The sequence below is a fragment of the Bilifractor porci genome (assembly GCF_009696005.1).
Taxonomy (GTDB): domain Bacteria; phylum Bacillota; class Clostridia; order Lachnospirales; family Lachnospiraceae; genus Bilifractor; species Bilifractor porci.
The window spans coordinates 591,216-616,609 of the sequence record NZ_VUMV01000001.1 but is presented as its reverse complement, the minus strand read 5'-3'; the positions used below and the strand labels follow the sequence as shown (position 1 = coordinate 616,609).

General features: G+C 45.0%; 21 protein-coding genes, 1 tRNA gene, 1 rRNA gene and 1 other RNA gene. 22 read left to right on the top strand and 2 right to left on the bottom strand.

Annotation, left to right across the window (positions count from 1 at the left end; translation table 11 throughout):
- Both FYJ60_RS02845 and FYJ60_RS02840 read left to right on the top strand, forming a co-directional pair.
- Positions 1–107: ribosomal RNA gene (locus FYJ60_RS02845) — 23S ribosomal RNA — on the top strand; the annotation flags it as partial.
- A 164-nt stretch (positions 108–271) separates the two neighbouring features.
- Positions 272–343: transfer RNA gene (locus FYJ60_RS02840), tRNA-Asn, on the top strand.
- 251 nt (positions 344–594) lie between these two features.
- On the opposite strand, the gene FYJ60_RS02835 is transcribed toward FYJ60_RS02840, so the two are convergent.
- Positions 595–786, bottom strand: coding sequence for a DUF6472 family protein (locus tag FYJ60_RS02835; protein WP_154457046.1), 192 nt, complete (start codon positions 784–786; stop codon positions 595–597).
- Between the two features lie 224 nt (positions 787–1,010).
- Between FYJ60_RS02835 and FYJ60_RS02830 the strand changes: the two genes are divergently transcribed.
- From FYJ60_RS02830 to FYJ60_RS02775, 12 genes are all read left to right on the top strand, one after another.
- Positions 1,011–2,618 carry a response regulator gene (locus FYJ60_RS02830; RefSeq protein ID WP_154457045.1) on the top strand — a complete coding sequence of 536 codons (1,608 nt, stop codon included), beginning with the start codon at positions 1,011–1,013 and terminating at the stop codon, positions 2,616–2,618.
- The gene (locus FYJ60_RS02825) at positions 2,615–3,667 is read left to right on the top strand and encodes a sensor histidine kinase (protein WP_154457044.1); all 1,053 of its coding nucleotides are present in this window, start codon (positions 2,615–2,617) and stop codon (positions 3,665–3,667) included. Before FYJ60_RS02830 ends, FYJ60_RS02825 begins: the two co-directional genes overlap by 4 nt.
- On the top strand, positions 3,664–5,100 hold the full coding sequence (locus FYJ60_RS02820; protein ID WP_154457043.1) for an ATP-binding cassette domain-containing protein: 1,437 nt from the start codon (positions 3,664–3,666) through the stop codon (positions 5,098–5,100). The genes FYJ60_RS02825 and FYJ60_RS02820 overlap by 4 nt, the downstream gene beginning before the upstream one ends.
- A 131-nt stretch (positions 5,101–5,231) precedes the next feature.
- Positions 5,232–6,410, top strand: a complete 1,179-nt coding sequence (locus FYJ60_RS02815; protein WP_154457042.1) for a sugar ABC transporter substrate-binding protein — start codon at positions 5,232–5,234, stop codon at positions 6,408–6,410.
- 69 nt (positions 6,411–6,479) lie between these two features.
- On the top strand, positions 6,480–7,964 hold the full coding sequence (locus tag FYJ60_RS02810) for a sugar ABC transporter ATP-binding protein (RefSeq protein ID WP_154457041.1): 1,485 nt from the start codon (positions 6,480–6,482) through the stop codon (positions 7,962–7,964).
- A 17-nt stretch (positions 7,965–7,981) separates the two neighbouring features.
- The gene (locus FYJ60_RS02805; RefSeq protein ID WP_205838933.1) at positions 7,982–8,950 is read left to right on the top strand and encodes an ABC transporter permease; all 969 of its coding nucleotides are present in this window, start codon (positions 7,982–7,984) and stop codon (positions 8,948–8,950) included.
- Complete coding sequence (locus FYJ60_RS02800; protein ID WP_154457039.1) at positions 8,950–9,912, top strand: alpha/beta hydrolase; 963 nt, start codon at positions 8,950–8,952, stop codon at positions 9,910–9,912. The genes FYJ60_RS02805 and FYJ60_RS02800 overlap by 1 nt, the downstream gene beginning before the upstream one ends.
- A gap of 323 nt (positions 9,913–10,235) precedes the next feature.
- Entirely contained in the window at positions 10,236–11,849 is a 1,614-nt protein-coding gene (locus tag FYJ60_RS02795; RefSeq protein WP_154457038.1) for a mannitol dehydrogenase family protein, read from the top strand.
- A 178-nt stretch (positions 11,850–12,027) separates the two neighbouring features.
- Positions 12,028–12,999: a radical SAM protein gene (locus FYJ60_RS02790; protein ID WP_330579083.1), complete on the top strand. Its 972-nt coding sequence runs from the start codon at positions 12,028–12,030 to the stop codon at positions 12,997–12,999.
- Positions 13,000–13,128: 129 nt separating this feature from the next.
- Positions 13,129–13,923, top strand: coding sequence for a pyrroline-5-carboxylate reductase (proC, locus tag FYJ60_RS02785; protein ID WP_154457037.1), 795 nt, complete (start codon positions 13,129–13,131; stop codon positions 13,921–13,923).
- Between the two features lie 109 nt (positions 13,924–14,032).
- Positions 14,033–14,962, top strand: coding sequence for a DJ-1 family glyoxalase III (locus FYJ60_RS12750; protein ID WP_154457036.1), 930 nt, complete (start codon positions 14,033–14,035; stop codon positions 14,960–14,962).
- Positions 14,963–15,144: 182 nt separating this feature from the next.
- Entirely contained in the window at positions 15,145–16,059 is a 915-nt protein-coding gene (locus FYJ60_RS02775; protein WP_154457035.1) for an HAD family hydrolase, read from the top strand.
- A 359-nt stretch (positions 16,060–16,418) separates the two neighbouring features.
- Here FYJ60_RS02775 and ffs read toward each other — a convergent pair.
- An RNA gene (ffs, locus tag FYJ60_RS02770) (signal recognition particle sRNA large type) lies at positions 16,419–16,681 on the bottom strand.
- A gap of 218 nt (positions 16,682–16,899) precedes the next feature.
- On the opposite strand from ffs, the gene FYJ60_RS02765 reads away from it, so the two are divergent.
- From FYJ60_RS02765 to FYJ60_RS02730, 8 genes are all read left to right on the top strand, one after another.
- Entirely contained in the window at positions 16,900–17,979 is a 1,080-nt protein-coding gene (locus FYJ60_RS02765; protein WP_154457034.1) for a 6-phosphofructokinase, read from the top strand.
- Between the two features lie 6 nt (positions 17,980–17,985).
- Positions 17,986–19,671 carry a DNA polymerase III subunit gamma/tau gene (gene dnaX, locus FYJ60_RS02760; protein ID WP_154457033.1) on the top strand — a complete coding sequence of 562 codons (1,686 nt, stop codon included), beginning with the start codon at positions 17,986–17,988 and terminating at the stop codon, positions 19,669–19,671.
- Positions 19,672–19,804: 133 nt separating this feature from the next.
- Positions 19,805–20,155, top strand: coding sequence for a YbaB/EbfC family nucleoid-associated protein (locus FYJ60_RS02755; RefSeq protein ID WP_154457032.1), 351 nt, complete (start codon positions 19,805–19,807; stop codon positions 20,153–20,155).
- Between the two features lie 25 nt (positions 20,156–20,180).
- Positions 20,181–20,777 (top strand): recombination mediator RecR, encoded by a 597-nt coding sequence (recR, locus tag FYJ60_RS02750; protein WP_154457031.1) that lies wholly within the window; start codon positions 20,181–20,183, stop codon positions 20,775–20,777.
- 271 nt (positions 20,778–21,048) lie between these two features.
- A complete protein-coding gene (gene fsa / locus FYJ60_RS02745) occupies positions 21,049–21,702 on the top strand; it encodes a fructose-6-phosphate aldolase (RefSeq protein ID WP_154457030.1) in 654 nt (217 codons plus the stop codon).
- A gap of 22 nt (positions 21,703–21,724) precedes the next feature.
- On the top strand, positions 21,725–22,561 hold the full coding sequence (locus FYJ60_RS02740) for a transketolase (protein ID WP_154457029.1): 837 nt from the start codon (positions 21,725–21,727) through the stop codon (positions 22,559–22,561).
- Complete coding sequence (locus FYJ60_RS02735) at positions 22,554–23,501, top strand: transketolase family protein (RefSeq protein ID WP_154457028.1); 948 nt, start codon at positions 22,554–22,556, stop codon at positions 23,499–23,501. Before FYJ60_RS02740 ends, FYJ60_RS02735 begins: the two co-directional genes overlap by 8 nt.
- 137 nt (positions 23,502–23,638) lie before the next feature.
- The gene (locus FYJ60_RS02730; protein ID WP_154457027.1) at positions 23,639–25,369 is read left to right on the top strand and encodes a DUF5711 family protein; all 1,731 of its coding nucleotides are present in this window, start codon (positions 23,639–23,641) and stop codon (positions 25,367–25,369) included.
- Positions 25,370–25,394 lie beyond the last annotated feature (25 nt).

Below are 25,394 nucleotides of genomic sequence, written 5' to 3'. Positions count from 1 at the left end.
TTCGAAAGAAGTAAGACCCCTTGAAGACGACGAGGTAGATAGGGCAGAGGTGGAAGTGCAGCAATGCATGGAGCTGACTGTTACTAATCGGTCGAGGGCTAGATCAGGGAAGCGCGGAAGCGGAGCAGAAGAAGCGAGGCGGAGGCGTGGAGCGGTTCATGGAATTGCGGGATGTTTGGAAAGAGTATATGCAGTTTTGAAGGTACGGAAGACGGCCGGAAGGCCGCAGGAAGTACCGGGAGCGCGGAAGGGAAACGGAAGCGCGGAATAATCCTCGATAGCTCAATGGTAGAGCATTCGGCTGTTAACCGAAGGGTTGTTGGTTCGAGCCCAACTCGGGGAGTTTTTTAAGAGCAGCAGGGGAATTCTCCTGCTTTTGCATTTTTATAAAAATGAAAGAATGACTATAGATTGTTTCCGGCATCGACATAATCTCGAGGCCTTTATATAGCTGGAAACAGTGAGGTGCCCGGTTCTTATGAGCCGGGTTTCTTCTTTATAGGATAAATATAAAATCAACATCAAAAATTCAACGATTTCTTCCATGCGGAAAGTTGGGGAATAAACTGTCTGGAATCTCGTTTTAGGCCTGAACTACATCTGGTGTCGGACGACTGCATATTCATCATTGTTCCGATAATAAGGACAATGGGATTCCGGGTGCTCCATCAGCCGGCAGGCATCATCTTCTTCCATGTCGATATCACAGTACTGTTCTTCGTATTCGTCATCATAGAGATAGTAGGCGCAGCTTTCACATTCGCTTGATGATGTTTTATTCAACATATATCTCACTCCTTTTTCATTACTATAAAGCGTATCTTCTTTTAGCATAGCATATTTAATGATAGTGCTATAGCTTATTTGTTTACAAATTATTCTCACAAAATAAAAAATAAAGAATGCGCATAATCAAACTATATGCTACTTGGAAATGAAACTTATTATAAAAAATAGTATAATGGTTGAGAACTCTAGTGTCTTTTACTCTTTAAAATGGAGGAAATGGATTGTTTACCTTCTTAATAGCTGATGATGAAAAGATTATCTGTTCTATGATAGAGAAAATAGTAGACTGGGAAAAATTAGGCTTTAGATGCATTGGTGCTGTAAACACTGGTATTGATGCTTTAAACTGCATAAAAGAAAAAATACCAGATTTGGTAATAAGTGATATTCGTATGCCTGGATTAGATGGTATACAAATAATAAAAGAAGTTGCAGAAGCTGGCTTAAACGTGAAATTTATTATGATAAGCGGTTTTCGTCAATTTGAATATGCACAAGGCGCAATGAAATATGGGGTGAAATATTATCTTTTAAAACCATTAGATAAAGATGAACTGGAGAAGGCTGTTCAAAAGGTAAATGAAGAGATTAGTTCCGAGAGAAGGACTAGCATAATTTCTGGAAAATATACTGAAATAAGAAGTAAAGTTAAAGAACATTTTTTAATATCAAATTTTTTTGCAGGTAATAAGAAAAAAGAGTCAGATTCTGGGAACTTATACAGGATAAATCAGAAATATGAAACACAATTCACTGAAGGCGTTTTTCAGGGCGTGTTTATAAAAATAGATACTACTGATCCAGAACAAATTGATATTTCTTTTATTCTGACACAAGTTATGGATTATATTGATAATTTTGGTAATCACTGCGATGAATATATTAAGACGGAAATGAGTTCCGGTTTAATATTGTTGATCAATTATCGAGAAGAGCGAGAGCAAGAAATTGTTAATGCAATTGAAGTGCTTTATAATGATGTTTTGGATTACATTAAGCGCTTTAAAGGGGTGATGCTTACAATAGGTGTAGGAGTTAAGGAAAACAACATTTCAAGAACATGGAATTGTCTGGAAACCGCAATTGATGCAATAAAATACAGGTTGCGTTTTACGAATGTACGTATTATTTATTTTTCTGAATATAAATTTGAATACAGAAAGTTAGAGGATATATTAGGGATACAGCATTTTCAAAATTTGAAGAGTAAAATAGAGGCCGGAAATCTTGAAGAGATTCTGTATATGATTGATGATGATATCGGAAGGATAAGAATTGTAGATTCTAATTATTCCCCTCTCATGATATACGATCTTTGCATAAGATATTATGAAGAGCTGAAAAATTATATTGACAATATTAAAATATTGGAAGATACCATTGAAATGTGTTTGCATAACTGGAAAGTGATAACAGAAAACGATAGAACTGAGCTAAAACTTATTATTGATACAAAGAAATTATTTAGAGAGCTGATACCGCTTGTACAGTCTGTATTAAAACAGAAAACTGTGCGTCCGGTTAGAGAAGCCAAGGAATACATTGATCATCATTTTAGGGAGGAGATATCTTTAAATAAAGTGGCTGATATTGTAGAGTTAAATCCGGCGTATCTTAGTTCTATGTTTAAAAAAGAGTTTGGAATTTCTTTCTCTGATTATATTATGAAGTGCAGAATCGAAGAAGCAAAGGAGCATTTGTCAACAACCAAAGAAAAAATAGCAGCTATTGCAGTGTCAGTTGGATACCATGATTCAAAATACTTCAGTAAACTTTTTTTGAAAGAGGTTGGGTTGAAACCCACTGAATATAGGAAGTTATATTCATGAAACATTTAAAGAGATACACTCCAATGGATTGGGTAAAAATTTTTATATTACTAATTGCAATAAATTTTATTGTGATATTCACAGGAATTATGATAGAAAATAGTGAGGTGACAAATGCACAATCCATAGTAACTTTTATGCTTCTCAGCATACTTCTATTATTGCTCGCTATGTGTGTTGTTATAATTCGCTGTATTTATAAACCCTTAATACATGTGGTATTGCATGTACAGGAAAAGATAACATTGTGGGGAGAAAAAAATTATAAGAAATTCAGTTTTGATGATTTTTTAGATATAGATGAAGCGATTGATAATTTTTTTGATGAGAAACAAAGTCTTTTGATGAAAGAAAAAAATGCTGAAATCCTCATGAAGACGGCAGAAATCAATAATCTTCAAGATCAGATGAATCCCCATTTTTTGTACAATACTTTGGAAGTTATTCGTGGACAAGCACTTATCCAAGGGGATATGAAAGTGGCCGAGATGACAAATGCTTTTGCTAACTATTTTCGCTACAATATTAGTCGTACAGAGTCGTTTGTGTTGCTAAAAGATGAATTAAAAAATATTCAAAGCTATTTTACTATCCAAAAGTATAGATTTGGCGATAAGATGAACTTTCAGATTGTATTTCAAGATGGAGAACGCGAAATGCTGGAGAATTGCTTTGTACCTAAGCTTATTATTCAGCCAATTGCTGAAAATTCAATTTATCATGGGTTAGAATTGAAAGTAGGAAAGGGAACCTTGATTATTAGAATTTCAGCTGTTGATAACCATGTGCTTATCAGTGTTTCTGACGATGGGGTTGGGATGGATCCCAAAAAACTGCAGAATTTAAAGGATTATATCAGGGGAACCGCTCCAGATCAAACTTTTGGCAATAGAACGGAGCATACAGGTACTGCATTAGCGAATATTTATAAGCGGTTGAAATTATATTGGGGGGATTCTGCATATATGGCGATCACAAGTGTTTTAGGATTTGGAACAGAAATACATTTGGCATTTCCAATTGAGTTTGAGAAGTTAGAAAAACTATGAGAAAAAATACACTGTTGATGTTGGATGTTGCGATAGATAGAGGGAATTATCCGATACATGATTTTTTTCTACATATAATGTCAGGTGAGCTGGTAGGTTTGATTGGAACCGAAGGTAGTGGAAAACATGCAATTTTTGAGATTTTGACGGAGGATACTCCGTTAAAAAGAGGAAAAATAAAGTTTTGTGATACGGTGGATACCTTTTATGCTAAGGATTATTTTGAAAAAGCTGGAGGTATTTTTGTTATTAGTAGAATGCCAGAGATTGTACGTGAATACACAGTAGCTGAAACTTTGTTTATTTTAGAAGATGTTAACTATCTTAGCAGAATGGTATCAAAAAAAACTATGGAATTAGAAGCTGAAAAGATATTTAATAAATTTGGAATTATGATCTCTCCTAAAGCACGGATGTCTGATTTGTCAGATATAGAAATAAAAGTTGTTCAAATTATTAGAGCTTATATAAAACATGCACGGTTGCTAATTTTAAATGATATTATGGAAAATGCCATTCAGAAAGATGTCATGGTTTTGTTGAAGCTGTTGAAAAGTATTGCGAAACAAGGAATGTCAGTTTTATGGATTAATAGTTATCCTGATGCATTTAATGCTGTTGCTGATAAAACTGTGGTGATTAAAAATGGCTGTACGGCTTGCGTAATGTATTCAGATCAGTACGATGAACAGAGATTATTGAATGTTATGTCTGACGATACGGAATCATATACAAGGAAAGTGTTTGAGCATCCATTAAAAGGAAAGAAAATTTTACAGATAACAAACGTTTGCACGAAACAACTTCCACCATTTCAGTTAGAGTGTATGGAAGGGGAGATTTTAGGAATATATGATTTGGCAAATAATTTTAGTTCTGAATTGTTGAATATATTGCTGGGTGTTCAAAAATATAGTGGTATCATATATATGAACGGAAAGGCAATCAAAATCAAGAAAAAAAGCGACCTTGTTAAGAATAAAATAGGTATTATAAACGGAAAGACCTATAGAAATCAAATTTTTGGCAAAATGACCATTGTAGAAAATATTTCTATTGCGGCAGAGAAAAAAAGCTCAATTCTAAAGATGTTTCTCAATTTTCGTATCAAATCTTACGCTGAAAAAACAAGAAAAAGATTTATAAAGGAATATAGTAGATCAATTACCGGAGAGGAATTGGATCGGGATGATGCTATAAAAATAATTTTTTTACGCTATATGATCGCGGGTGTTAAGGTTCTATTTTGTTTTCAACCATTTTTAGGGTTGGATGTAAATGAACAAGAGCAGCTTATGACTATGATTCGTTCAATGACAAACAAGAAGATAGCGGTAATAATTATAAGTGCCGAAAAAAACAGTTTGAATAAGATATGTAATCGGATTATAGTTATCAGACATAGAAAAATTCTTGAAACAGACGAAGATTAAAATGTATTATTTGGTATCTAAAAATATTACACTTTTTTGAAAGACAGTCTCATTGGAATCTGAGACTGTTTTTTTTATTATACTAATTAGTTAATAACAGACCGATCTTGAATCTTGAAAGGGGGAAAATCATGAATAGGATAGGTCGTAATATTGTAATAAGTATTTTATCTTTGGGCATGGCGCTTGGGCTAGGCGCATGCGGCGGTAGCACCTCCGTAGCGAGCAGTGCATCTGAAAACGGTACAGCAGAATCATCAACAGTTTCGGCAACAACAACCGCATCAACTCCCGGAGAAGAAGCACAGCTTTCAGACACCTCTTCATCGAAGCTTGATAATGTGATATCAGAGTCGGTGACCACTGGTAGCAGCACAGATGCAAATACAGGAACAGGTCTTGCAAAAGAAGATCAGTTACCTGAAGGTACGGATCTTAGCGATATTTCGATTGCATTTGTTGTGAGTGATCTTTCTAATCCTTTTTTTGCCAAACTTGTTGATAAAATGAAGGCTTACGCAGATGAAAAAGGCTTTCAGTTTACAGCGCAGGAGTGTATTGAGGATTCAGATAAGATAGATGCTATTGAGAATTTTACATCATCTGGAACAGATGTTATTATCGTTCATGTTTCTAATGCTGATGCATTAAAAAATGCGGCACTAAATGCTGAAAAACAGGGGGTAAGAGTAATTTCTTATGATACTGATATTGAAGGAACATCAGCCTTTGTTGGAATTGATAATCATGAATATGGTTATGCAATTGGCAAGAATGCTGCAGAATGGATAAATGAAACTTTTGATCCCTCGGAAGAAGTAAAGGTTGGTGTCTGCACATATCCAGATTTTCCATTCCTCGTGGTTAGAGAGCAAGGAATTGAAGATGCGTTAAATGATATTTCTCCAAATGCAAAAGTAGTAGTCAGTGCAAAAGCGGGAGAAACACCTGGAGGTGTTGATGTAGGTGATGCATGGGTTCAATCTAATCCTGATCTTAATGTAGTTGTCGGTATTAATGATTCTGGAGTCCTCGGTGTGTATCAGGCATTCAAGGCTGCAGGCCTTACAAATAATGATAAGATTGGCTTCTTTGGTGGAGATGCTGTGGATGAAGCGTTAAGTGCTATTAAAGAAGGAGGAGCTTTTAAGGCTACTGTTAGTACAAATATGCTTTTGCATTATGAATATTTTCTGGATGCTGCTTGTACGCTTGCGATTAATGGGAAACTTGAAAACAGAGAAATCCTGTTTCCGCTGACAAAAGTAGATATATCTAATGTGGATGAGTATATTGAAAATAATCAGTGATACACAGGTATGATTCAGTGGTACAGGAAAATCCTGTACCACTGATTATATCAAGGATGAGGTAGTATAATGGGAAATATTCTTGAAATTCATGATTTAACAAAAACTTATCCTGGCGTTATTGCTCTTGACAATGTTTCTATCAATATAAAAAAAGGTGAGGTGCATGCACTTGTAGGAGAAAATGGCGCAGGAAAATCTACTCTGATAAAAACTATAACTGGTGCAAGTAAACCTGATTCTGGGAAGATTATTTTTGAAGGTAAGGAATATCCGTTTATGACTCCAAGATTATCCGGAGACCTTGGAATTGAAGCAATTTATCAGGAATTTAACTTAGCGCCTTCCCTTTCTGTACAAGAAAATATATTTATGGGAACAAGGATTAATAAAGGTATATTTATTGACACAAAAGCATTGCTAAAAAAAAGCAAAGAAGTATTAGATAATTTTAATGTTGAAATAGATCCTCTTGTGCCTGTAGGAAGTTTAAGCGTTGCTTACATGCAGCTTGTTGAAATCGCAAAAGCATTAGCAAAGAAATGTAAACTATTAATAATGGATGAACCAACGGCGCCATTAACAGATAATGAAGTAGAGATTCTCTATGACTTGATTAAAACACTAAAGGAAAAAGGGGTATCTATCATTTATATTTCTCACAGATTAGATGAGATTTTTCATGTTTGCGATACAGTAACAATTATGCGAGATGGGAAAGTTGTTAAAAATTGTGGGGTAAATGAAATCGATAAGGACCAGATGATTTACTATATGGTTGGACATACAATGTCTGAAAAATATCCTCAGAGAAATCCGCATTTTGGAAACAAAGTTCTTGAGATTAAAGATTTGGAAGGACAGGATAACCAACCTAGCTCATTTTATGTGAGGGCTGGTGAAATTTTAGGATTAGCGGGTTTAGTTGGCGCTGGGCGGACAGAATTAGCGAGATTAATTTTTGGAGCCGATAAGAAAAGTGGCGGGGATATATATATAAATGGACAAAAGGTAGAGATTAATTCTCCCAAGGATGCCATCAGTAATGGAATTGCTTATGTGTCAGAAGATCGTAAAAATTTAGGAGTCATCCTCAAATTCCCTGTTAGTTGGAATATAACACTCCCAATCCTGAAAAGTATCTCACATTTTGGGTTTATTGATTTAAAAAAAGAAGACGAATATGTTTGCCAATATAAAGATGCATTGAGGATAAAAACACCTTCCGTTAATCAGTTGGTTAATAATTTATCTGGCGGTAATCAACAAAAGGTTGCAGTAGCTAAATGGTTGGCTAGCCATTCTAAAATTTTAATTTTAGATGAGCCGACTCGTGGTATTGATGTTGGCGCAAAGGAAGAAATTTATGAATTGATCAATCACTTAACTGATCAGGGGCTGGCGATTATAATGATTTCTTCTGAGATGGAAGAAATTATGAAAATGTCGGATCGAATGATAGTTCTCTCTGAAGGCAGAATTACTGGCGAACTTAGTAAATTTGAGTTCAATCAGGAAAAAATACTGAGATATGCTTCGAATATTGTGGAATGAGAGGGAAGAATATATACATGAAATCTTTTAAGAATTTTTCAAAACAATATTTTATAGTTTATATATTGATTATTTTGGTCGCCTTTTTTGGAATAATGAAGCCTAGTGCATTTTTTACCGGCCAGAATTTTCTAACAATATTAAGGCAGTCCTCTATTATGGGTATCGCTTCTATTGGTATGGTTTTTGTACTGATAGCTGGGGGGATTGATTTAGGTATTAGTTCTCTGCTATCTATGGGATGCATCATGGCAGCAGCATTTATGGCGAATCAGCATATGCCGCTCATAGCAGCGTATATATTTGCGATTGTGCTTACAACGGCCATTGATCTTGTTACTGGTTTTATTATTGTAAAAACTGGTATCTTTGCAATGATTGGCACACTAGCAATGCAGATTATCTTACAAGGTGTCGCGTATCTCATTTGTGGAGGCATGCCTATATACGATATTTCTCCATATGCAACTGTCATAGCTCAGGGGAAAGTTGGTTTTATTCCAGTTCCGATTATTATTTTCGCAGTTGTTATTTTGCTTGCAGCACTGGTTCTGAATCGTACATATATTGGTCGTCATTTTTATGCAGTTGGTAGTAACGCTGAAGCAGCACGACTTTCTGGTATTAATACTCAGAAGTTACAGATAATTTCATATGGGATTTCTGGCTTTCTTGCGGGTCTGGCAGGTATTATAATGCTTGGCCGTATCAATTCTGGTCAGCCAACAGCCGGTAAGAACATGGAAATGGATGCACTTACCGCGGTTGTTCTTGGTGGTGTTAGCCTTGCTGGTGGAGAAGGAAAAATTTCTAAGGCGGTTTGCGGAGTTGTAATTATTGGAGTATTGACTAATGGGATGACAATTTTAAATATAAGTGAATACTATCAACAAGTAATTCGTGGTGCAATTCTCCTTATTGCGGTGTGTGCTGATGGTATACAGAAGATAATTTCTTCAAAAAACAAAAGAAAGGCGGCGGTGTAATGAAAGAATATCGTAAGTTTATTGAACCGGAATATGGGGAGGTTTCACCAGAAGTAAATATTGGAAAACCGCAAGTATTGGATCTGGAGCATCCGGATAGATGGAGAAGAAGATCCAATCTGGAATCAGTAGCAGCTATGACAGATGCAATAATGAGGTGTAATTGCTATGAAGATATGATGGCATTAGATGCGGAAGATATTACAGTATTAAATGGAAATTATCGCGTACCGGTTAGAATATATTACCCAGATGATAAAAAACAACACCCAGTGTTGATTTTTATTCATGGCGGTGGATTTGAATATAATAACATAGATGTCTATGAGTATGTAAACAGATATCTCTCTTTAAAAGGGAAGATGGTCGTAGTTTCGCCGGATTATAGGCTTGCTCCGGAATATAAATTTCCTATTGGTTTGAATGATTGTTATGCAGTTTTAAAATGGGTTTGTCAACATGCGGATAGTATTCATGGATTAACTAACAATATTTGTGTAGGCGGGGATAGTGCAGGAGGTAATTTTACGGCAGCATTAACTCTTAAAGCGCGAAATGAGGGAACCCCAGAGATTGCTAAGCAAATATTGGTGTATCCTTGTGTAATACAAAAAGCGGATCATCTTAGTACTTCGGAAATCCGCTACGGTCACGGATATTTTCTGGAAATCAATGGATGTGAAGGGATTAAGGAATATTTCAATGAATTAGAAGACATGAAGAATCCACTTGCTTCACCGTTACTGGAAGAGGATTTAACAAATCTTCCACCAGCGTGCTTTATCTCGGCGGAATGTGATCCGTTATTGGATCAAGGCCTTCAGTATGCAGCCAGGTTGTTTGATAGTGGCATATCTGTTGAGTATCACATTATGAAGGGCATGATTCATGGGTTCTTGAATAGTACCTATGAAAAATCATTTGAGGCTTTGAATTATATCGCAGCCTTTGTGAATCAATAATTTGAAAAAAGAAAAATGAAGGGAAGCTTATTGGTCAATAAGGAAAATAATAGGACTTTATTTTTTACGATTGTTAAACTAGATTCTTTCCTCGTGAGTATGCGTTGCTTAAATAAATATGCATTTTTTTAGTCCATGTTATATAATATATTTCGTGTCCTAACAGTTTTTAGTATGTCGGAGCAACAAAGAGTTAAGTCAGGATTGTAGTACGAATAACTATACGTAAACAGGGGAGGAAACATCCTGGCAGTTATTAAGAACGTGATAAAAATTCCGACATATAAATTGTCTGTTTCTAAATCTAAAGGAGGGTTTTACGCATGAAATTATCACTGGAAGGAATTAAGGACAAAGCGCAATGGGAGAAAATAGGATTCACTCTGCCGGACTATGATATTGAACAGGCGACTGAAAAGGCAAGAAAATCTCCTAGATGGGTGCATTTTGGGATTGGCAATATTTTCCGTATTTTTATCGGAGGTATCGCGGATGATCTGATGGAAAAGGGTTTGCTTGACCGTGGTATTACATGTGTAGAAACATTTGATTACGATGTAGTTGATAAAATATATGCACCATTTGACAATTTGGGGATTAGTGTCATTCTTAATGGAGATGGCACCAGAGAGTATCGTGTCATTGGATCTCTGGCGGAAGCAATTAAGGCAAAATCCGACGATCCCAAAGCATGGGCGAGGATGAAAGCGGTCTTCTCCAGCAGAGATTTACAGATGGTTTCTTTCACAATTACGGAAAAAGGATATGCCTTAAAAAAGACTGATGGCGGATATTTTCCATTTATTCAGGCTGATATTGAGAATGGACCGGATAAAGCAACCAGCGCAATGGCGATTGTTGCATCAATGTTATACACGCGCTATCAAAATGGGAAGACCCCGATTGCCCTGGTATCTATGGATAATTGTTCGCAAAACGGAGCGAAACTAAAGGATTCTGTACTCACTATAATTTCGGAGTGGTATAAGAGAGGTTTCGTAGATGATGGGTTTGTTTCTTACGTCGAGGATGAGAAATGTGTTACGTTCCCCTGGACTATGATTGATAAAATTACACCCAGACCAAGTGAGAAGATTGCAGATGATCTGGAAAAAATGGGAATTGAGAACATGCAGCCGGTCATCACATCAAAGAAAACCTATATAGCACCTTTTGCGAATGCAGAAAAAGTCCAGTATCTTGTTATTGAAGATAGTTTTCCCAATGGCCGTCCGGAGTTGGAAAAAGGATATGGAGTTTATATGGCAGACAGAGATACGGTCAATCTTACGGAACGTATGAAAGTAACTGCCTGTCTCAATCCTGTGCATACCGCCATGGGGCCGATCGGAGTGGTTTTGGGAGAAGAATTGTTTGCCTCCATGCTTAACCATAATCCGGATCTGTTGAAAATGGCACATATGGTCGAGGATGAAGGCCTTCCCATGGTAAAGGATCCGAAGATCCTTTCACCTAAGGCTTTTGCGGATGAGCTTTTTAACGACAGATTTCCAAATGAATATCTTGGAGACACAAATATGCGTTTAGCTGTAGATGTTTCTCAGATGGAAGGGATTCGTTTTGGGGAGACCATTAAAGCTTATGTGGCAAAATATGGAAGCGCAAATCAGTTGGTAGCTATTCCATTAGGAATAGCGGGCTGGCTGCGGTATATGCTGGCTGTAGATGATGCCGGTCATAAATTTGAACTGGCTCCTGATCCGATGGATGAGGAATTGACGGAAGCGTTTAAGGATATAGAAGTGGGAAAACCGGAGACTTTTACAAATCAGCTGAAACCGATTCTTTCCAATGAGCGGTTGTTTTTTACAGATTTATACAAAGACGGCGTAGGGGACAAGGTAGAAGAGATGTTCCGTGAGATGATTCAGGGTCCCGGAGCAGTACGAGCTACCATTCATAAATATATGGCATAATGTGATCCTTAATTTATAAATGCATGCATGTTGGGCGGTTTGTTTCTGTACGGAAAGAAATATTTCGGAAAAATATTTTCTTTTCGTATAGAATTGACCGCCTGTTTTTTGGTTTGGACAAGAGAGCATAAGATTTTTATTTTCGGATAGGGGAGACATCATGATATAATTACTCCATATGGAAATTACCAGAGATTTTATCAATGAAAAAATGAGTCGCTGTACGATCTGCCCCAGGCGCTGCGGAACCGACAGACAGAGCGGAAGAAAAGGATTTTGTGGTGTTCCCTCTCAGCTTTATGCTGCGAGAGCCGCGCTGCATTTTTGGGAAGAACCCTGCATATCCGGCAGGAACGGGTCAGGAACAGTATTCTTCAGCGGATGCAATTTGCGCTGTGTCTATTGCCAGAACAGGGAAGTCGCGGCAGCGCATGCAGGCATGCCGATCACTTTGGACAGGCTGATTGAGATCTTTTTTGAGCTGGAGGCTCAAAACGCCAATAATATCAACCTTGTCACTCCGACTCCCTATTTTCCGCAGATTGCCTTTGCCGCCGCCGAGGCAAAAAAGCAGGGTCTTAAGATTCCGTTTGTCTGTAACTGCGGAGGTTATGAGGATCCGGAGACCCTCCGGCTTCTGGACGGGCTCATAGATATTTATCTTACGGATTTTAAGTATATGGATCAGGCTCCGGCAATGCGTTATTCTTCAGCCGGGGATTATTCCTTTTGGGCGAAGCGTGCTTTGAAAGAGATGGTTCGCCAGTGTCCGGAGCCGGTGTTCGGTCCGGAAGCCGGAAATACATCCGGAAAAATCATGAAGAAGGGAGTCATTGTACGGCATCTGCTGCTTCCCGGTCAGGTGAAAAATGCGGAGCGGATCGTCTCTTATGTTTACAATACCTATGGCGATTCGGTATTCTTAAGTCTGATGAGTCAGTATACGCCGTTCGCTGATACAGAAGAGAAATACCCGGAAATCGGCAGGAAAATTACAAAAAGATCTTACGAAAGACTTGTGAATTTTGCTCTGGGGCTGGGAGTGAAAAACGCCTACATCCAGGAGGGCGGGACAGCAAAGGAGAGTTTTATTCCAAGGTTTGACGGACAGGGTGTGCAAAAGTGTGGTACAATTCCTGTGGAAAATTGATGCATGCAGGGCAGACAAAAACAGATTCCGTAAAAAAGAAAACTATGTTTTTGCGGTGAGAGGATTCTTCGGCGTATCATTCGGAGGAGCGTGCGGATAAAACCTGAAGATTTTACAGGAGGTAGACGGTTGAAAATAGGATTTATCGGATGCGGGAATATGGCAGGAGCTATGATAGGGGGAATTCTTCGGAAGAAGCTGGTTGCTCCGGATCAGATCATAGCTACGGCAAAAACGAGAAATTCCATAGAAAGAGCAAAAAAGGAATATAGCATTGGGGTTACTCCCGATAATCGGGAGGCCGCGTCGTTTGCGGATGTCCTTGTTCTGGCGGTAAAACCGGTGTACATGGAGGAAGTTCTGGATGAAATAGCGGACGCTCTAAAGCCGGATTCGATTGTCGTGTCGCTTGCTCCCGGAAAAACGCTGGACTGGTTTGCGAAAAAGCTGGGGCCGGATCGGAAAATTGTGCGTACCATGCCGAATACGCCTGCCCTTGTGGGGGAGGGAATGACGGCGATCTGTCCGAATGGAAATCTTTCGGAAGAGGATATACAGCTTGTTGAGAATATTTTCCAGAGCTTTGGAAAAACAGAAATTACAGCAGAATCTATGATTGATGTTGTTACAGGAATCAGCGGAAGTTCGCCGGCCTATGTATTTCTTTTTATAGAGGCGATGGCCGATGCGGCTGTTTTAAAGGGAATGCCCAGAAAACAGGCGTATGTTTTTGCTTCTCAGGCAGTGCTGGGAAGTGCGAAAATGGTTCTGGAGACCGGGAAGCATCCCGGAGAGCTGAAAGATATGGTCTGTTCTCCGGCCGGGACCACGATCGAGGCAGTAAAGGTTCTGGAAGAGAAAGGCTTCCGCGGAGCGGTAATGGATGCGGTGAGTGCCTGTGTGGATAAGGGGCGCGGCATATAAGGGGATGCGGGAAAATGCTGCTTGCTTGGAACGTCCCCCTTTGCGGATAATGGCGGAAACGCGGAGCACTGCCAGGACTTTTTGTGTATGAAAGAAAAGGAGGTCGGAAATGGCTAAGGTTTATGAGTTTCTTGCGGACGGACTGGAAGAGGTCGAGGCAATTACGCCTGTGGATTTTCTGCGGCGCGCAGGCAATGACGTGACAACGGTCTCTGTTATGGGGCAGAAGAAAATTCTGGGCTCACACAATATTTATCTTGCGGCAGACGCGGTGTTTGAGGAACTGGACTTTAAGGACGGCGAGCTTTTTATCCTTCCCGGAGGAGGACTGGGAACCAGGAACCTCTCGGAGCATAAGGGGCTTAGAGAACTTCTGAATCAGGCCTACACAGAAGGAAAAAGAGTCGCGGCCATCTGCGCTGCCCCGTCTGTTTTTGGAGCTCTTGGGTTTGTGAACGGGAAGAAAGCCACGGTCTATCCGGGGATGGAGGATACGCTGGCTGGTGCCGAGCCTGTGGATCTTGCCGTGGTTACAGATGGGACGGTGACAACCGGCCATGGGCCGGGAGCCGCCATGGAATTCGCGCTGGAGCTGGTCCGGCTGCTGAACGGCGAGGCGGCGGAGGAAAAACTCAGGGAACAGCTGGTATTCCAGAGAAAGCTGGATCACATTACGATCAATGTGAAGGATATGCGGAAAACGGAAGAGTTTTACGCTGATGTCATAGGGCTTCAAAAGCTGTACAACGTGGATATGGGAGATCATCAGATCCATTATTTTTCCCTGGGCGGTGATGCCATGCTGGAACTGATTCAGTATGAGGAGCCGGAAGGAGAGGCGCACCCGTCTGTCAAGACCAAAGGTATTTTGCGCCATCTTGCCATCCGCACCAGCCATCTGGATGAGATCTGGGAGAGGGCAAAAAAGGCAGGAGTAAAGGTGAACTGCGAGCCCGGTTATGTAGAAAAACTGCGGTTCCGCAACTTCCTTATTGAAGACCCCAATGGCGTGGAGCTGGAGATTCTTCAGAGAGCCTGAGACCTGACGCGGGAACCGGATGAGGAAACGCCGCTGTTTTACGCCGGAATTACCCCGTCTGTACCAGGAATAGTCGTTCTTTACAAAAGCGGCTCAAGTTCCATGACAGCGGCGGGATTAACTTGTCTGCATAAGAAGCCGCTGTCCTTTGAAAAGCAGGGGGAAAGAAAGGATTACAAATCATGAGACTGACAAAAGTGCAGAGCGCCCTTCGGGAAAAGGCCTATTCCTTTGACTATGAGGAAGAGGACGGTATCGGGAGCATTGATTTTGAGGACCGGGGACTGGAATATCATGTCTGGGAATTTCAGGATGATGACGGTTCTTTCGGCGCGGAGACAAATCTGATGCATGCCGGGCATATGGAAGAACTTCACGGTGATTATGAGGAACAGCTTCTCCGGCTTCTGGAGCCTTTTGAAAACCGAAAGACCGGGTGGCCCTCGGCTGTCATTTTTGATATGGACGGACTGATGTTCCAGACGGAGCAGCAGATTCAGCGCGCCTGGGATTTGGTGGGACCGTCTTTCACCGGGGAGCCGATGGGATATCATCTGAAAAACACCATGGGAATGAACAGAACATCCCGAATGGAATATTTTCAGAAAGCCTGCGGACCGGATTTCCCGTTTGAGAAATTTGAGCAGAGCTACCGGGCAGAGGTGGAGAGGATCAAGGAGACCGAGGGGATACCTGTCCAGAAGGGCCTTTTTGAACTGATGAAATTCCTGCATGAGAAGCAGGTTCCGATGATTCTGGCGACCGGATCCAGAGAAGAGAGCACGATGGAAAATCTGAGACTGACCGGGACCCCGAAGGACTGGTTTGCCTTTATCATTACGGGGGATATGGTAAAATATGCCAAACCGGACCCGTATATCTATACGCTCTGCTGCAGGAAACAGGGAATTCTGCCGCAGGACGGACTGGTACTGGAAGATTCTGTCAATGGAGTTCTTGCGGGGAGCAGAGCCGGTATCCCTACTTTTTTTGTCCCGGATCTACAGAAGGGAACGCATGAGGCGGACGGCCTGTATGCCCGTGAATTCCAGGATCTGACAGAGGTGGAGAAGTATCTCCGTCAGTATATTCTGTAGGGTCAGCTGCAGGAACAACTGCAGGAACAGACGGCAGAACCCGGACAGAATTGTATCGGAAAATTGTAAAAACGAGTAGAGAGATTCTTTTATATCTAAATCGTAAAAAACGTAAAAAGAGCGGATCGTCTGATCCGCTCTTTCTAAAAAAGGAAGGAGAACCGACCCTGTCGGCCGGTGTATGAAAAAGAAACAATTAAATGTGTTGTAAGCCTTAATCTTAATTCTCAGATGTTTTCTGTATCTGATGGTTTTAAGTATACGGGGGAAAAGTGTGCAAAGAATGTGCGGGATGAAAAAAAATACGGAACAAACCATGAATAAAATATGAACGAAACTGGACTTATACAATAAAAAAGCCGCGCGCCTTGCTTCGGACCGACACCATGCACGTTACTTCGGCAGTTAGCTCAGCCCAGGCGCCCTCACGGCACACGAAAGGTTCTGCTTAGTGCTGCTACATTCCTGTCCTGACACGGTTCACAGATTTCCGCTGCGTGAGACCCAGACGTCAGCGCCACTTTCCAAAGGCAGCTGCATCATGAAAAAGTCCTCGGTTCGGCATCACCCCTGCTATAGCGGATTGCAGGTACAGGGCACCGCTATCTCCCCGGCTGCGCGGATAAGCGCAGTATATCGTTTTTAACAGCACTTGTCAATTCCGGGAAGATGCCCCTGTCCCGCATGACTGTTCTGCGTGCAGCTGTACTCCGGCTGAGATTCCGGGTTCGCGGCGGGTTGTACTGAAAAAAATTTTCCGCTATACTGTATCTGGGATTTTCTGCGGAGGGAAATCCCATAGGACTTGAAAACAGCAGCACAAGAAAGGATCGTACAGCCATGTTGAGAATAGGAATTTTAACCAGTGGCGGAGACTGTCAGGCGTTAAATGCCACCATGCGCGGAGTTGTGAAGGGGCTTGCCAATAACGCGGAAGATCTTGAAGTATATGGCTTTATGAATGGTTACAAGGGATTGATTTACGGAGACTACCGGATGCTTACGGCAAAGGATTTTTCCGGTATTCTTACAAGAGGCGGTACGATTCTGGGAACCTCTCGCCAGCCGTTCAAGCTGATGCGTGTTCTGGATGAGAACGGACTGGACAAGGTGGAAGCCATGAAGCAGAATTACTATAAGCTTCGCTTGGACTGCCTGGTCATTCTCGGCGGAAACGGAACGCAGAAGACAGCGAACCTGCTGCGCGAGGAAGGGCTGAATATCATTCATCTGCCGAAAACGATCGACAATGATATCTACGGGACGGATATTACTTTCGGCTTTTACAGCGCGGTGGATATTGCAAGCAACGCGATTGACTGCATCCATACGACGGCGTCGTCACACCAGAGGGTATTTATTGTTGAAGTGATGGGGCATAAGGTCGGATGGCTGACCCTGTATTCCGGAATTGCCAGCGGTGCGGACATTATCCTGATACCTGAGGTTCCGTATGATATTGCAAAGGTCATCGAGGCAATCAATAAGCGGAAACAGCGCGGCAGCGGATTTACCATTCTTGCAGTCGCGGAGGGAGCCATTCCGAAGGAGATTGCCGCGCTGGGGAAAAAGGAGCAGAAGAAGGCGCTGGAGGACATTGCCAAGCAGTATCCCTCTATCTCCTATAAAATTGCGGATGACATTCAGAAAGAGACAGGGATGGAGATCCGTGTTACCGTTCCCGGACATATGCAGAGAGGCGGCAGCCCCTGCCCGTATGACAGGATTCTTTCTACCCGCCTCGGGTCGGAAGCGGCAAAGGCCATTCTGGACCGGGATTTCGGCAATATGATTGCCATGGTAAACGGCAAGGTAAAACGCGTTCCGTTGGGCGATGTGGCCGGAAAGCTGAAAACGGTGGACCCGAAGTGCCAGGAAATCCAGGATGCAAAACGGATCGGAATATCTTTTGGAGATTAAAGCATTATGAGCTATACGGCTCTTTACAGAAAATTCCGTCCCATCTCGTTTGAGGATGTGAAGGGGCAGGATCACATTGTCACAACGCTGAAAAACCAGCTGAAGGCCGGAAGAATCGGCCACGCCTATCTGTTCTGCGGGACGCGGGGGACGGGAAAGACGACGGTCGCAAAGATTCTGGCGCGTGCGGTGAATTGCGAACATCCGAAAGACGGAAGCCCCTGCAACGAATGTGATACCTGCAGGGGGATTCTGGGCGGAACATCGACAAATGTCATAGAGATTGACGCGGCGTCCAATAACGGTGTAGACAACATCCGTGAGATCCGGGAGGAGGTTTCCTACCGCCCCACACAGGGAAAGTACAAGGTCTATATTATCGACGAGGTACACATGCTCTCGACAGGAGCGTTTAACGCGCTCCTGAAGACGCTGGAGGAACCTCCGGAGTATGTGATTTTTATCCTTGCGACAACGGAAGTCAACAAAATCCCGGTGACGATTCTCTCCAGATGCCAGCGGTATAATTTTCACAGGATTTCGATTGATACGATTGCGGCCAGGGTACGGGAGCTTCTGGACAAGGAAGGCGTGCAGGCGGAGGACAGGGCCATCCGTTATATTGCGAAGGCGGCGGACGGATCCATGCGTGACGCGCTCAGTCTGACAGATCAGTGTATTGCCTTTTATCTCGGCCAGGAGCTGACATACGACAGGGTGCTGGATGTCCTGGGGACGGTGGACACGGATGTCTTCAGCCGTATGCTTCGGGAGATTATCAAGGGAGACGCGGCAGCCTGTATCCGGCTTCTGGGCGATCTGGTCCGGGACGGCAAGGAGATGGGGCAGTTTGTCAGTGATTTCACCTGGTATCTGCGGAACCTGATGCTGCTGAAAAGCTCGGAGGATCTGGAGGATGTTCTGGATGTCTCCACGGAAAATCTGAAGCAGCTGAAGGAGGAAAGCCGGCTGATTGATGATGACACGCTTTTCCGCTATATCCGGATCTTTTCGGATCTCTCCGGCCGGATACGGTTTGCGACGCAGAAGCAGATCATGGTGGAGACCGAGCTGATTCGTCTGTGCAGGCCGCAGATGGACACGGATCTTTCCGGGGTTCTGGACCGGATCCGGGTTCTGGAAGAAAAAACAGAGAAAACGGACAGCAGGATATCCGCTCTTCAGGAAGCGGGCTGGGTGCCGGGAACCGCTCCCGCCGGGAGTGCAGGCACCGGTTCTCCGGGTTCCTTTCCGCAGGCGGACGGCCGGGCGGTTTTGCCGGGCGTGGCGGAAGTTCCTGAGAAGGAGCAGAAAGCGGTCATGGCTGCCCCGGAGGATCTGAAAAAAATCCGTGAAAAGTGGGGACAGATAAAAGGATCGGCGGCGCAGCCGCTCCGCGCTTTCCTGGATCAGTGTGTCCCGAAATACGACAGTAAAAACGGCGGTTCCACACTGTTTCTGGAGCTTTCCGATCCCACGGTGCAGGAAGCGATGGACAGGCCGGATACCGGTAAGATAGAGGAGTTGCGGGGCATCATCCGGAAGGTGACGGGAAAGGATGTAGAAGTCAAGACAGTGCTGCCCGGAGGTTCCGGAGAACATCATCTGAATGACATCCCTCTGGAGGAGATTCTTGAAAACGAGATCCAGATGCCGGTGGAGTTTGTGGATCTTTCCGAGGAAGATACCTAGCAGACGGATCCATTTTCATTATTGCTGGCAGTTTCGTGTCCAGAGGAAACCTGGCAGATGGATTCATTTTTTTTATTGACAGCAGTTTCGTGCCCCGCCCTGCGGGACATGTGGATTTACGGAGGATAACAGTATGGCCAGAAAAGGCGGATTCCAGGGCGGCATGCCCGGAAACATGAATAACCTGATGAAGCAGGCGCAGCGCATGCAGAGACAGATGGCGGAGCAGCAGAAAGCGCTGGAGGAAAAGGAATTTACGGCCACCGCCGGAGGCGGCGCCGTGGAAGTTACGGTGACGGGAAACCGGCAGGTGACAAAGGTTGTCCTGCAGCCGGAGGCAGTCGACCCGGATGATATAGAAATGCTGCAGGACCTGATTGTGGCGGCTGTCAATGAGGCGCTCCGGAAGGTGGATGAGGAAGTGACCGCTTCCATGAGCAAGATGACCGGAGGCATAGGAAATCTCGGCGGCCTGAATTTTTAATGAGTTTTAACGTGGAATTGCGGAAATGGAATTATACAGCAAACATATCAGCAAGCTGATCGAACAGCTGGGGAGGCTTCCGGGAATCGGCCCCAAGTCCGCGCAGAGGCTGGCGTTTCATATTATCGGGCTTCCGGAGGCGCAGGTACAGGAATTGGCGTCGTCCATCACGGAGGCAAAGGAAAACGTACACTACTGCAGGGAATGCGGAACCCTGACGGATCAGGAACTCTGCCCGATCTGTGCCAATCCCAGGAGAAACCACCGCCAGATTATGGTGGTGGAGAATTCCAGGGATCTGGCGGCATATGAAAAAACACAGAAGTATGAAGGGGTATATCATGTGCTGAATGGAGCGATTTCCCCGATGCTCGGCATAGGTCCGGATGATATTCGGATGAAGGAGCTGATGCAGCGCCTCCAGGGAGATGTGGACGAGGTCATTATCGCCACAAATTCCAGCCTGGAGGGGGAGACCACGGCTATGTATATCAGCAAGCTGATTAAGCCGACCGGGATCAAGGTCACAAGAATCGCCAGCGGCGTGCCGGTCGGGGGTGATCTGGAGTATATTGACGAGGTTACGCTTCTGCGCGCGCTGGAAGGACGGGTGGAATTGTAACTGCGGTAACTGTGGGTAACTGCGGTTTCCCGGCTTGGATTCATTGACAAGGGATTGCGGTTGAAATATTATGGTAGTGGTCTGCGGAGCCGTCTTTCGGGAACGGATTCCGCGGATCCGGATACGTACAGGCACTTGCCGCGTTCAGGGCGCGCCAGATGTTTTTGGGGATGCCGGGCCGGATGCCGGCGGTGGAGAGGTACATACAGTTGGGCATGGCAGAACATGCCCTGGGACAGCATACTGGAAAAATGTAACAGGAGGAAGGAAAATGCGTTTTTTTATTGACACAGCAAATGTGGATGAAATCAGGGAAGCGAATGACATGGGAGTCATTTGCGGAGTGACAACGAACCCGTCGCTGATCGCGAAGGAAGGCCGTGATTTTAAGGAGGTCATCAAGGAAATCACCAGTATTGTGGACGGACCGATTTCCGGAGAAGTAAAGGCCACCACCACAGATGCCGAGGGCATGATCCGGGAAGGCCGCGAGATCGCCGCGATCCATCCGAACATGGTCGTAAAAATCCCGATGACAGCGGAAGGACTGAAGGCCATCAAGGCTCTTCACGCAGAGGGAATCAAGACAAACTGCACCCTTATCTTTACCGCGAACCAGGCTCTTCTGGCCGCACGCGCCGGCGCTACTTACGTATCTCCGTTCCTGGGCAGACTGGACGACATCAGCACTCCCGGCATTGACCTGATCCAGACCATTGCAGATATGTTTGATGTTGCGGGGCTGGATACACAGATTATCGCGGCATCCATCCGGAATCCGATCCATGTTACAGACTGTGCGCTTGCCGGAGCGGATATCGCCACGGTTCCTTATAAGGTTATCATGCAGATGACGAAGCACCCGCTGACAGATGCCGGAATTGTGAAGTTCCAGGAGGACTACAAGGCGGTCTTCGGTGAATAAGGGATGCGGAAAGGAAATTATCATGACTGATCTTGAGTTAAAGAAAACCGCGGTGGAGATCCGGAAAGGGATTATTACTGCCGTGCATGCGGCTAAATCCGGCCATCCGGGCGGCTCGCTCTCCGCAGCGGAAATTTTTACCTTTCTCTATTTTGAAGAAATGAAGAACCTGGATCCGAAGGATCCGAAGAAGGCGGACCGGGACAGATTTGTTCTCTCAAAGGGGCATACCGCGCCCGGGCTTTATGCCACGCTGGCGCAGAAGGGGTATTTCCCGAAGGAAGATCTGAAGACTCTCCGGCACATCGGCTCTTACCTGCAGGGCCATCCGGATATGAAGCATATTCCGGGCGTGGATATGTCCAGCGGCTCCCTGGGACAGGGAATTTCGGCGGCCGTCGGAATGGCGCTTTCCGCAAAAATTTTCCACGACAGTTTCCGCGTCTATACCCTGCTGGGAGACGGAGAACTGGATGAGGGACAGGTCTGGGAAGCTTCCATGTTTGCCGGCGCGAAGAAACTGGACAATCTCTGTGTGATTGTGGATAACAATAACCTTCAGATTGACGGTGCGGTAACGGATGTCAATGACCCGTATCCGATTGACAAGAAATTTGAAGCTTTTAATTTCCATGTCATCAATGTCGAAGATGGAAATGATTTTGACCAGCTCCGGGCCGCGTTTGCGGAAGCCCGCGGGACAAAGGGAATGCCGACCGCCATTATTGCCAGGACAGTGAAGGGCAAGGGCGTATCTTATATGGAGAACTCCGTCGGCTGGCACGGCAAGGCTCCGAATGATGAGGAGTACGAGACTGCCATGGAAGAACTGAGAAAGGCGGGTGAGGAACTTGGCTGAGACAAAGGAAGTAAAAAAGATCGCCACCCGCGAGAGCTATGGACACGCTCTGGTGGAGCTCGGGAAAGAGCATGAGGATCTGGTGGTGCTGGACGCGGATCTTGCGGCAGCAACCAAGACGGCGATGTTTAAGAGGGAGTTTCCGGAGCGCCATGTGGACTGCGGAATTGCAGAATGCAATATGATCGGTATCGCGGCGGGCATCGCCGCGACAGGAAGAGTGCCGTTTGCCAGCAGCTTTGCCATGTTTGCCGCGGGGCGTGCCTTTGAGCAGGTGCGCAATTCCGTCGGCTATCCGCACCTGAATGTGAAGATAGGCGCGACGCACGCCGGCATTTCGGTCGGAGAGGATGGCGCGACGCATCAGTGCAACGAAGATATCGCCCTGATGCGCACCATTCCCGGAATGGTTGTCATTAACCCCTCTGACGATGTAGAGGCCAGGGCGGCTGTCCGGGCTGCGTATGAATATCAGGGACCGGTCTATCTGCGGTTCGGCAGGCTGGCGGTTCCGGTGATCAATGACCGTCCGGACTATCGGTTTGAGCTTGGAAAGGGTATCGTTCTCCGGGAGGGGAAGGACCTGACGATTTTTGCCACAGGCCTTGAAGTATCCGAATCCCTGGCGGCTGCGGAGCTGCTTGCCGCGGACGGCATTCAGGCAAAGGTGGTCAATATTCACACCATTAAGCCGCTGGACGAGGAACTGGTCGTTGCCGCCGCGAAGGAGACCGGAAAAGTGGTTACCGTCGAGGAACATTCGGTCATCGGAGGCCTTGGAAGCGCCATCTGCGATGTACTCTGCGAAAAATGTCCGACTCCGGTGAAAAAACTGGGTGTGCAGGATGTTTTCGGTGAATCCGGCCCGGCAGTGAAGCTGCTGGAGAAGTACAGGCTGGACGCGAAGGGAATTTATCAGGACATCAAGGCATGGCTGTAGGCATTGTACAGTGACAGACAGCAGGCTGCCGCAACCGGCGCAGGCCGGAGTTGCGGCAGCTTTCTTGTTTTTATGAAGTCCCGGTCAACCGCCGGTGCAGGGAAAACCGAACGCGCCGCTATTTTTGGAAAGAAACTATGAGCGATAAAAAAATACCTTTTGCGGAGGATTCCTGGCTCTATGACCGGGAACCCCCGGCTGATTCTTCTGATAAAACTGCCGGAAAGGAACCGGCGGAAGACAAACGCGCCGAGGAGGAGATCATGGCTCCGGAACCGGATGCGGATTCCGGTCATGATGCGGATTCCAGGGAAATCTCGGAGGACGAGATTCTTTCCGCGGATTGGGAGAAAACCGGAAAACCCGCGCCGGATCTGGATTATTCGGACGTAGAGATCCGGGTGCCCCCGGTAGAATACGCGACCTCTGTTCCCGGCAGGGAGAAGCAGGAAGAGGCCAGGGACGACGGCTCTTTGGAAACCGGGGAGAACGGGGAAAAAACGGCAGATCTTCCGGAGGACAGCACAGAGAAGGCGGCGGATCAGGACGTTGGAGATGCCGGACGGAAACTGAAAACGGTAGGAAAAGCCTTTCCGGGAATCAGCTTCTTCCGGAAAAAGAAAAAGGCCGGAGAGGAAGACGACAGAGACGAGGAGGTTGAGGACGGAGATCCGGACGAGGAGGACGCGTATGAGGATGAGGAAGAGCAGGAGCGGATTCCTCTTTCTGTCCGCCTGCGCCTGCTGCGGGAGAGAATCCCTGTCTCGCTGAAAACAAAATCCTATCTTCTGGTTATCGGGATCGTCCTTCTGACGGCTGTTCTGGCGACGGCGGTCAATCATTTCTGGAAATATTCCGGCTACGAGGTGATTTCCACCCATGCGCAGGAGGATACGGCTTCTTTTTCCTACTGCAATGTGGACGGAACCATTCTGCGGTACGGGGCAGAGGGAGCGACCCTGTATGACAGGCAGAACCAGGAACTCTGGGGAATCAGCTATTCCATGGATTCCCCTGTGGCCGTGGTGAACGGCGATGTGTTCGCGATTTTCGACCAGGCGGGCACGACCATAGAAGTGTGCAGCAAGTCCGGGCAGATCGGAACCATCAGCACCAGCTATCCTGTGCTGAAGGCTGCAGTAAACCCGGAAGGAATGGTCGCGACCATCCAGGAATCCGGTTCGGTTACGTGGATTGAGTATTACTCCGGGGACGGAACTAAAATCGCGGAGATGCGCACGGCCCTGGACGATCCGGGATATCCCATGGACCTTTGTGTATCCGGGGACGGGACATTGCTCGGGGTGACCTATATCAGTTATCAGAACGGGGTGCAGACCGGCTCCGTGGATTTTTATAATTTCGGAAGCTCCGGCCAGAATCAGATGGATAACCGGGTGGCGGAGTTTACCTTCAGCGGAAGAGTTCTTCCGGAAATTGATTATATGAGCAATACGGTCTGTGTGGCGTTCCGTGACAACGGCTTTACGGTTTACTCCGGCGGCATGATTCCCAGCCAGAAAGCGGATGTGGCCGTTGACGGGGATATTGTCAGTGTCTTTCACGATGATACGTATATCGGCCTTGTCCTTTCCGGAGAGAGCGATAACAGCTTTTTGCTGCAGCTCTATAATACCAGTGGGAGAGTGGTCATGCAGCAGGAGCTGGATTTCACCTATAATACGGTGGATCTGGTGGACGGACGCATCAGCTTTTACGGCGCGCGCTCGCTGCATGTTTACACTACATCCGGCGTCTGCAAATTCAGCGGGGATTATGCGGAGACGGTGCAGGAACTGTTTGCGATAGGGACATACCGCTATGTTGCCGTTACCGATAAGGATATGGAGCTGATCAGGCTGAAATAGTTGCGTTTTACAAAACGGTGTGATA

Excerpts from the sequence above, each read along its gene's own strand:
- FYJ60_RS02835 (WP_154457046.1), bottom strand. The coding sequence starts at position 786 with ATGTTGAATAAAACATCATCAAGCGAATGTGAAAGCTGCGCCTACTAT.
- FYJ60_RS02825 (WP_154457044.1), top strand. The coding sequence starts at position 2,615 with ATGAAACATTTAAAGAGATACACTCCAATGGATTGGGTAAAAATTTTT.
- FYJ60_RS02820 (WP_154457043.1), top strand. The coding sequence starts at position 3,664 with ATGAGAAAAAATACACTGTTGATGTTGGATGTTGCGATAGATAGAGGG.
- FYJ60_RS02815 (WP_154457042.1), top strand. The coding sequence starts at position 5,232 with ATGAATAGGATAGGTCGTAATATTGTAATAAGTATTTTATCTTTGGGC.
- FYJ60_RS02810 (WP_154457041.1), top strand. The coding sequence starts at position 6,480 with ATGGGAAATATTCTTGAAATTCATGATTTAACAAAAACTTATCCTGGC.
- FYJ60_RS02805 (WP_205838933.1), top strand. The coding sequence starts at position 7,982 with ATGAAATCTTTTAAGAATTTTTCAAAACAATATTTTATAGTTTATATA.
- FYJ60_RS02800 (WP_154457039.1), top strand. The coding sequence starts at position 8,950 with ATGAAAGAATATCGTAAGTTTATTGAACCGGAATATGGGGAGGTTTCA.
- FYJ60_RS02795 (WP_154457038.1), top strand. The coding sequence starts at position 10,236 with ATGAAATTATCACTGGAAGGAATTAAGGACAAAGCGCAATGGGAGAAA.
- FYJ60_RS02790 (WP_330579083.1), top strand. The coding sequence starts at position 12,028 with ATGGAAATTACCAGAGATTTTATCAATGAAAAAATGAGTCGCTGTACG.
- FYJ60_RS12750 (WP_154457036.1), top strand. The coding sequence starts at position 14,033 with ATGGCTAAGGTTTATGAGTTTCTTGCGGACGGACTGGAAGAGGTCGAG.
- FYJ60_RS02775 (WP_154457035.1), top strand. The coding sequence starts at position 15,145 with ATGAGACTGACAAAAGTGCAGAGCGCCCTTCGGGAAAAGGCCTATTCC.
- FYJ60_RS02765 (WP_154457034.1), top strand. The coding sequence starts at position 16,900 with ATGTTGAGAATAGGAATTTTAACCAGTGGCGGAGACTGTCAGGCGTTA.
- dnaX (WP_154457033.1), top strand. The coding sequence starts at position 17,986 with ATGAGCTATACGGCTCTTTACAGAAAATTCCGTCCCATCTCGTTTGAG.
- FYJ60_RS02755 (WP_154457032.1), top strand. The coding sequence starts at position 19,805 with ATGGCCAGAAAAGGCGGATTCCAGGGCGGCATGCCCGGAAACATGAAT.
- recR (WP_154457031.1), top strand. The coding sequence starts at position 20,181 with ATGGAATTATACAGCAAACATATCAGCAAGCTGATCGAACAGCTGGGG.
- fsa (WP_154457030.1), top strand. The coding sequence starts at position 21,049 with ATGCGTTTTTTTATTGACACAGCAAATGTGGATGAAATCAGGGAAGCG.
- FYJ60_RS02740 (WP_154457029.1), top strand. The coding sequence starts at position 21,725 with ATGACTGATCTTGAGTTAAAGAAAACCGCGGTGGAGATCCGGAAAGGG.
- FYJ60_RS02730 (WP_154457027.1), top strand. The coding sequence starts at position 23,639 with ATGAGCGATAAAAAAATACCTTTTGCGGAGGATTCCTGGCTCTATGAC.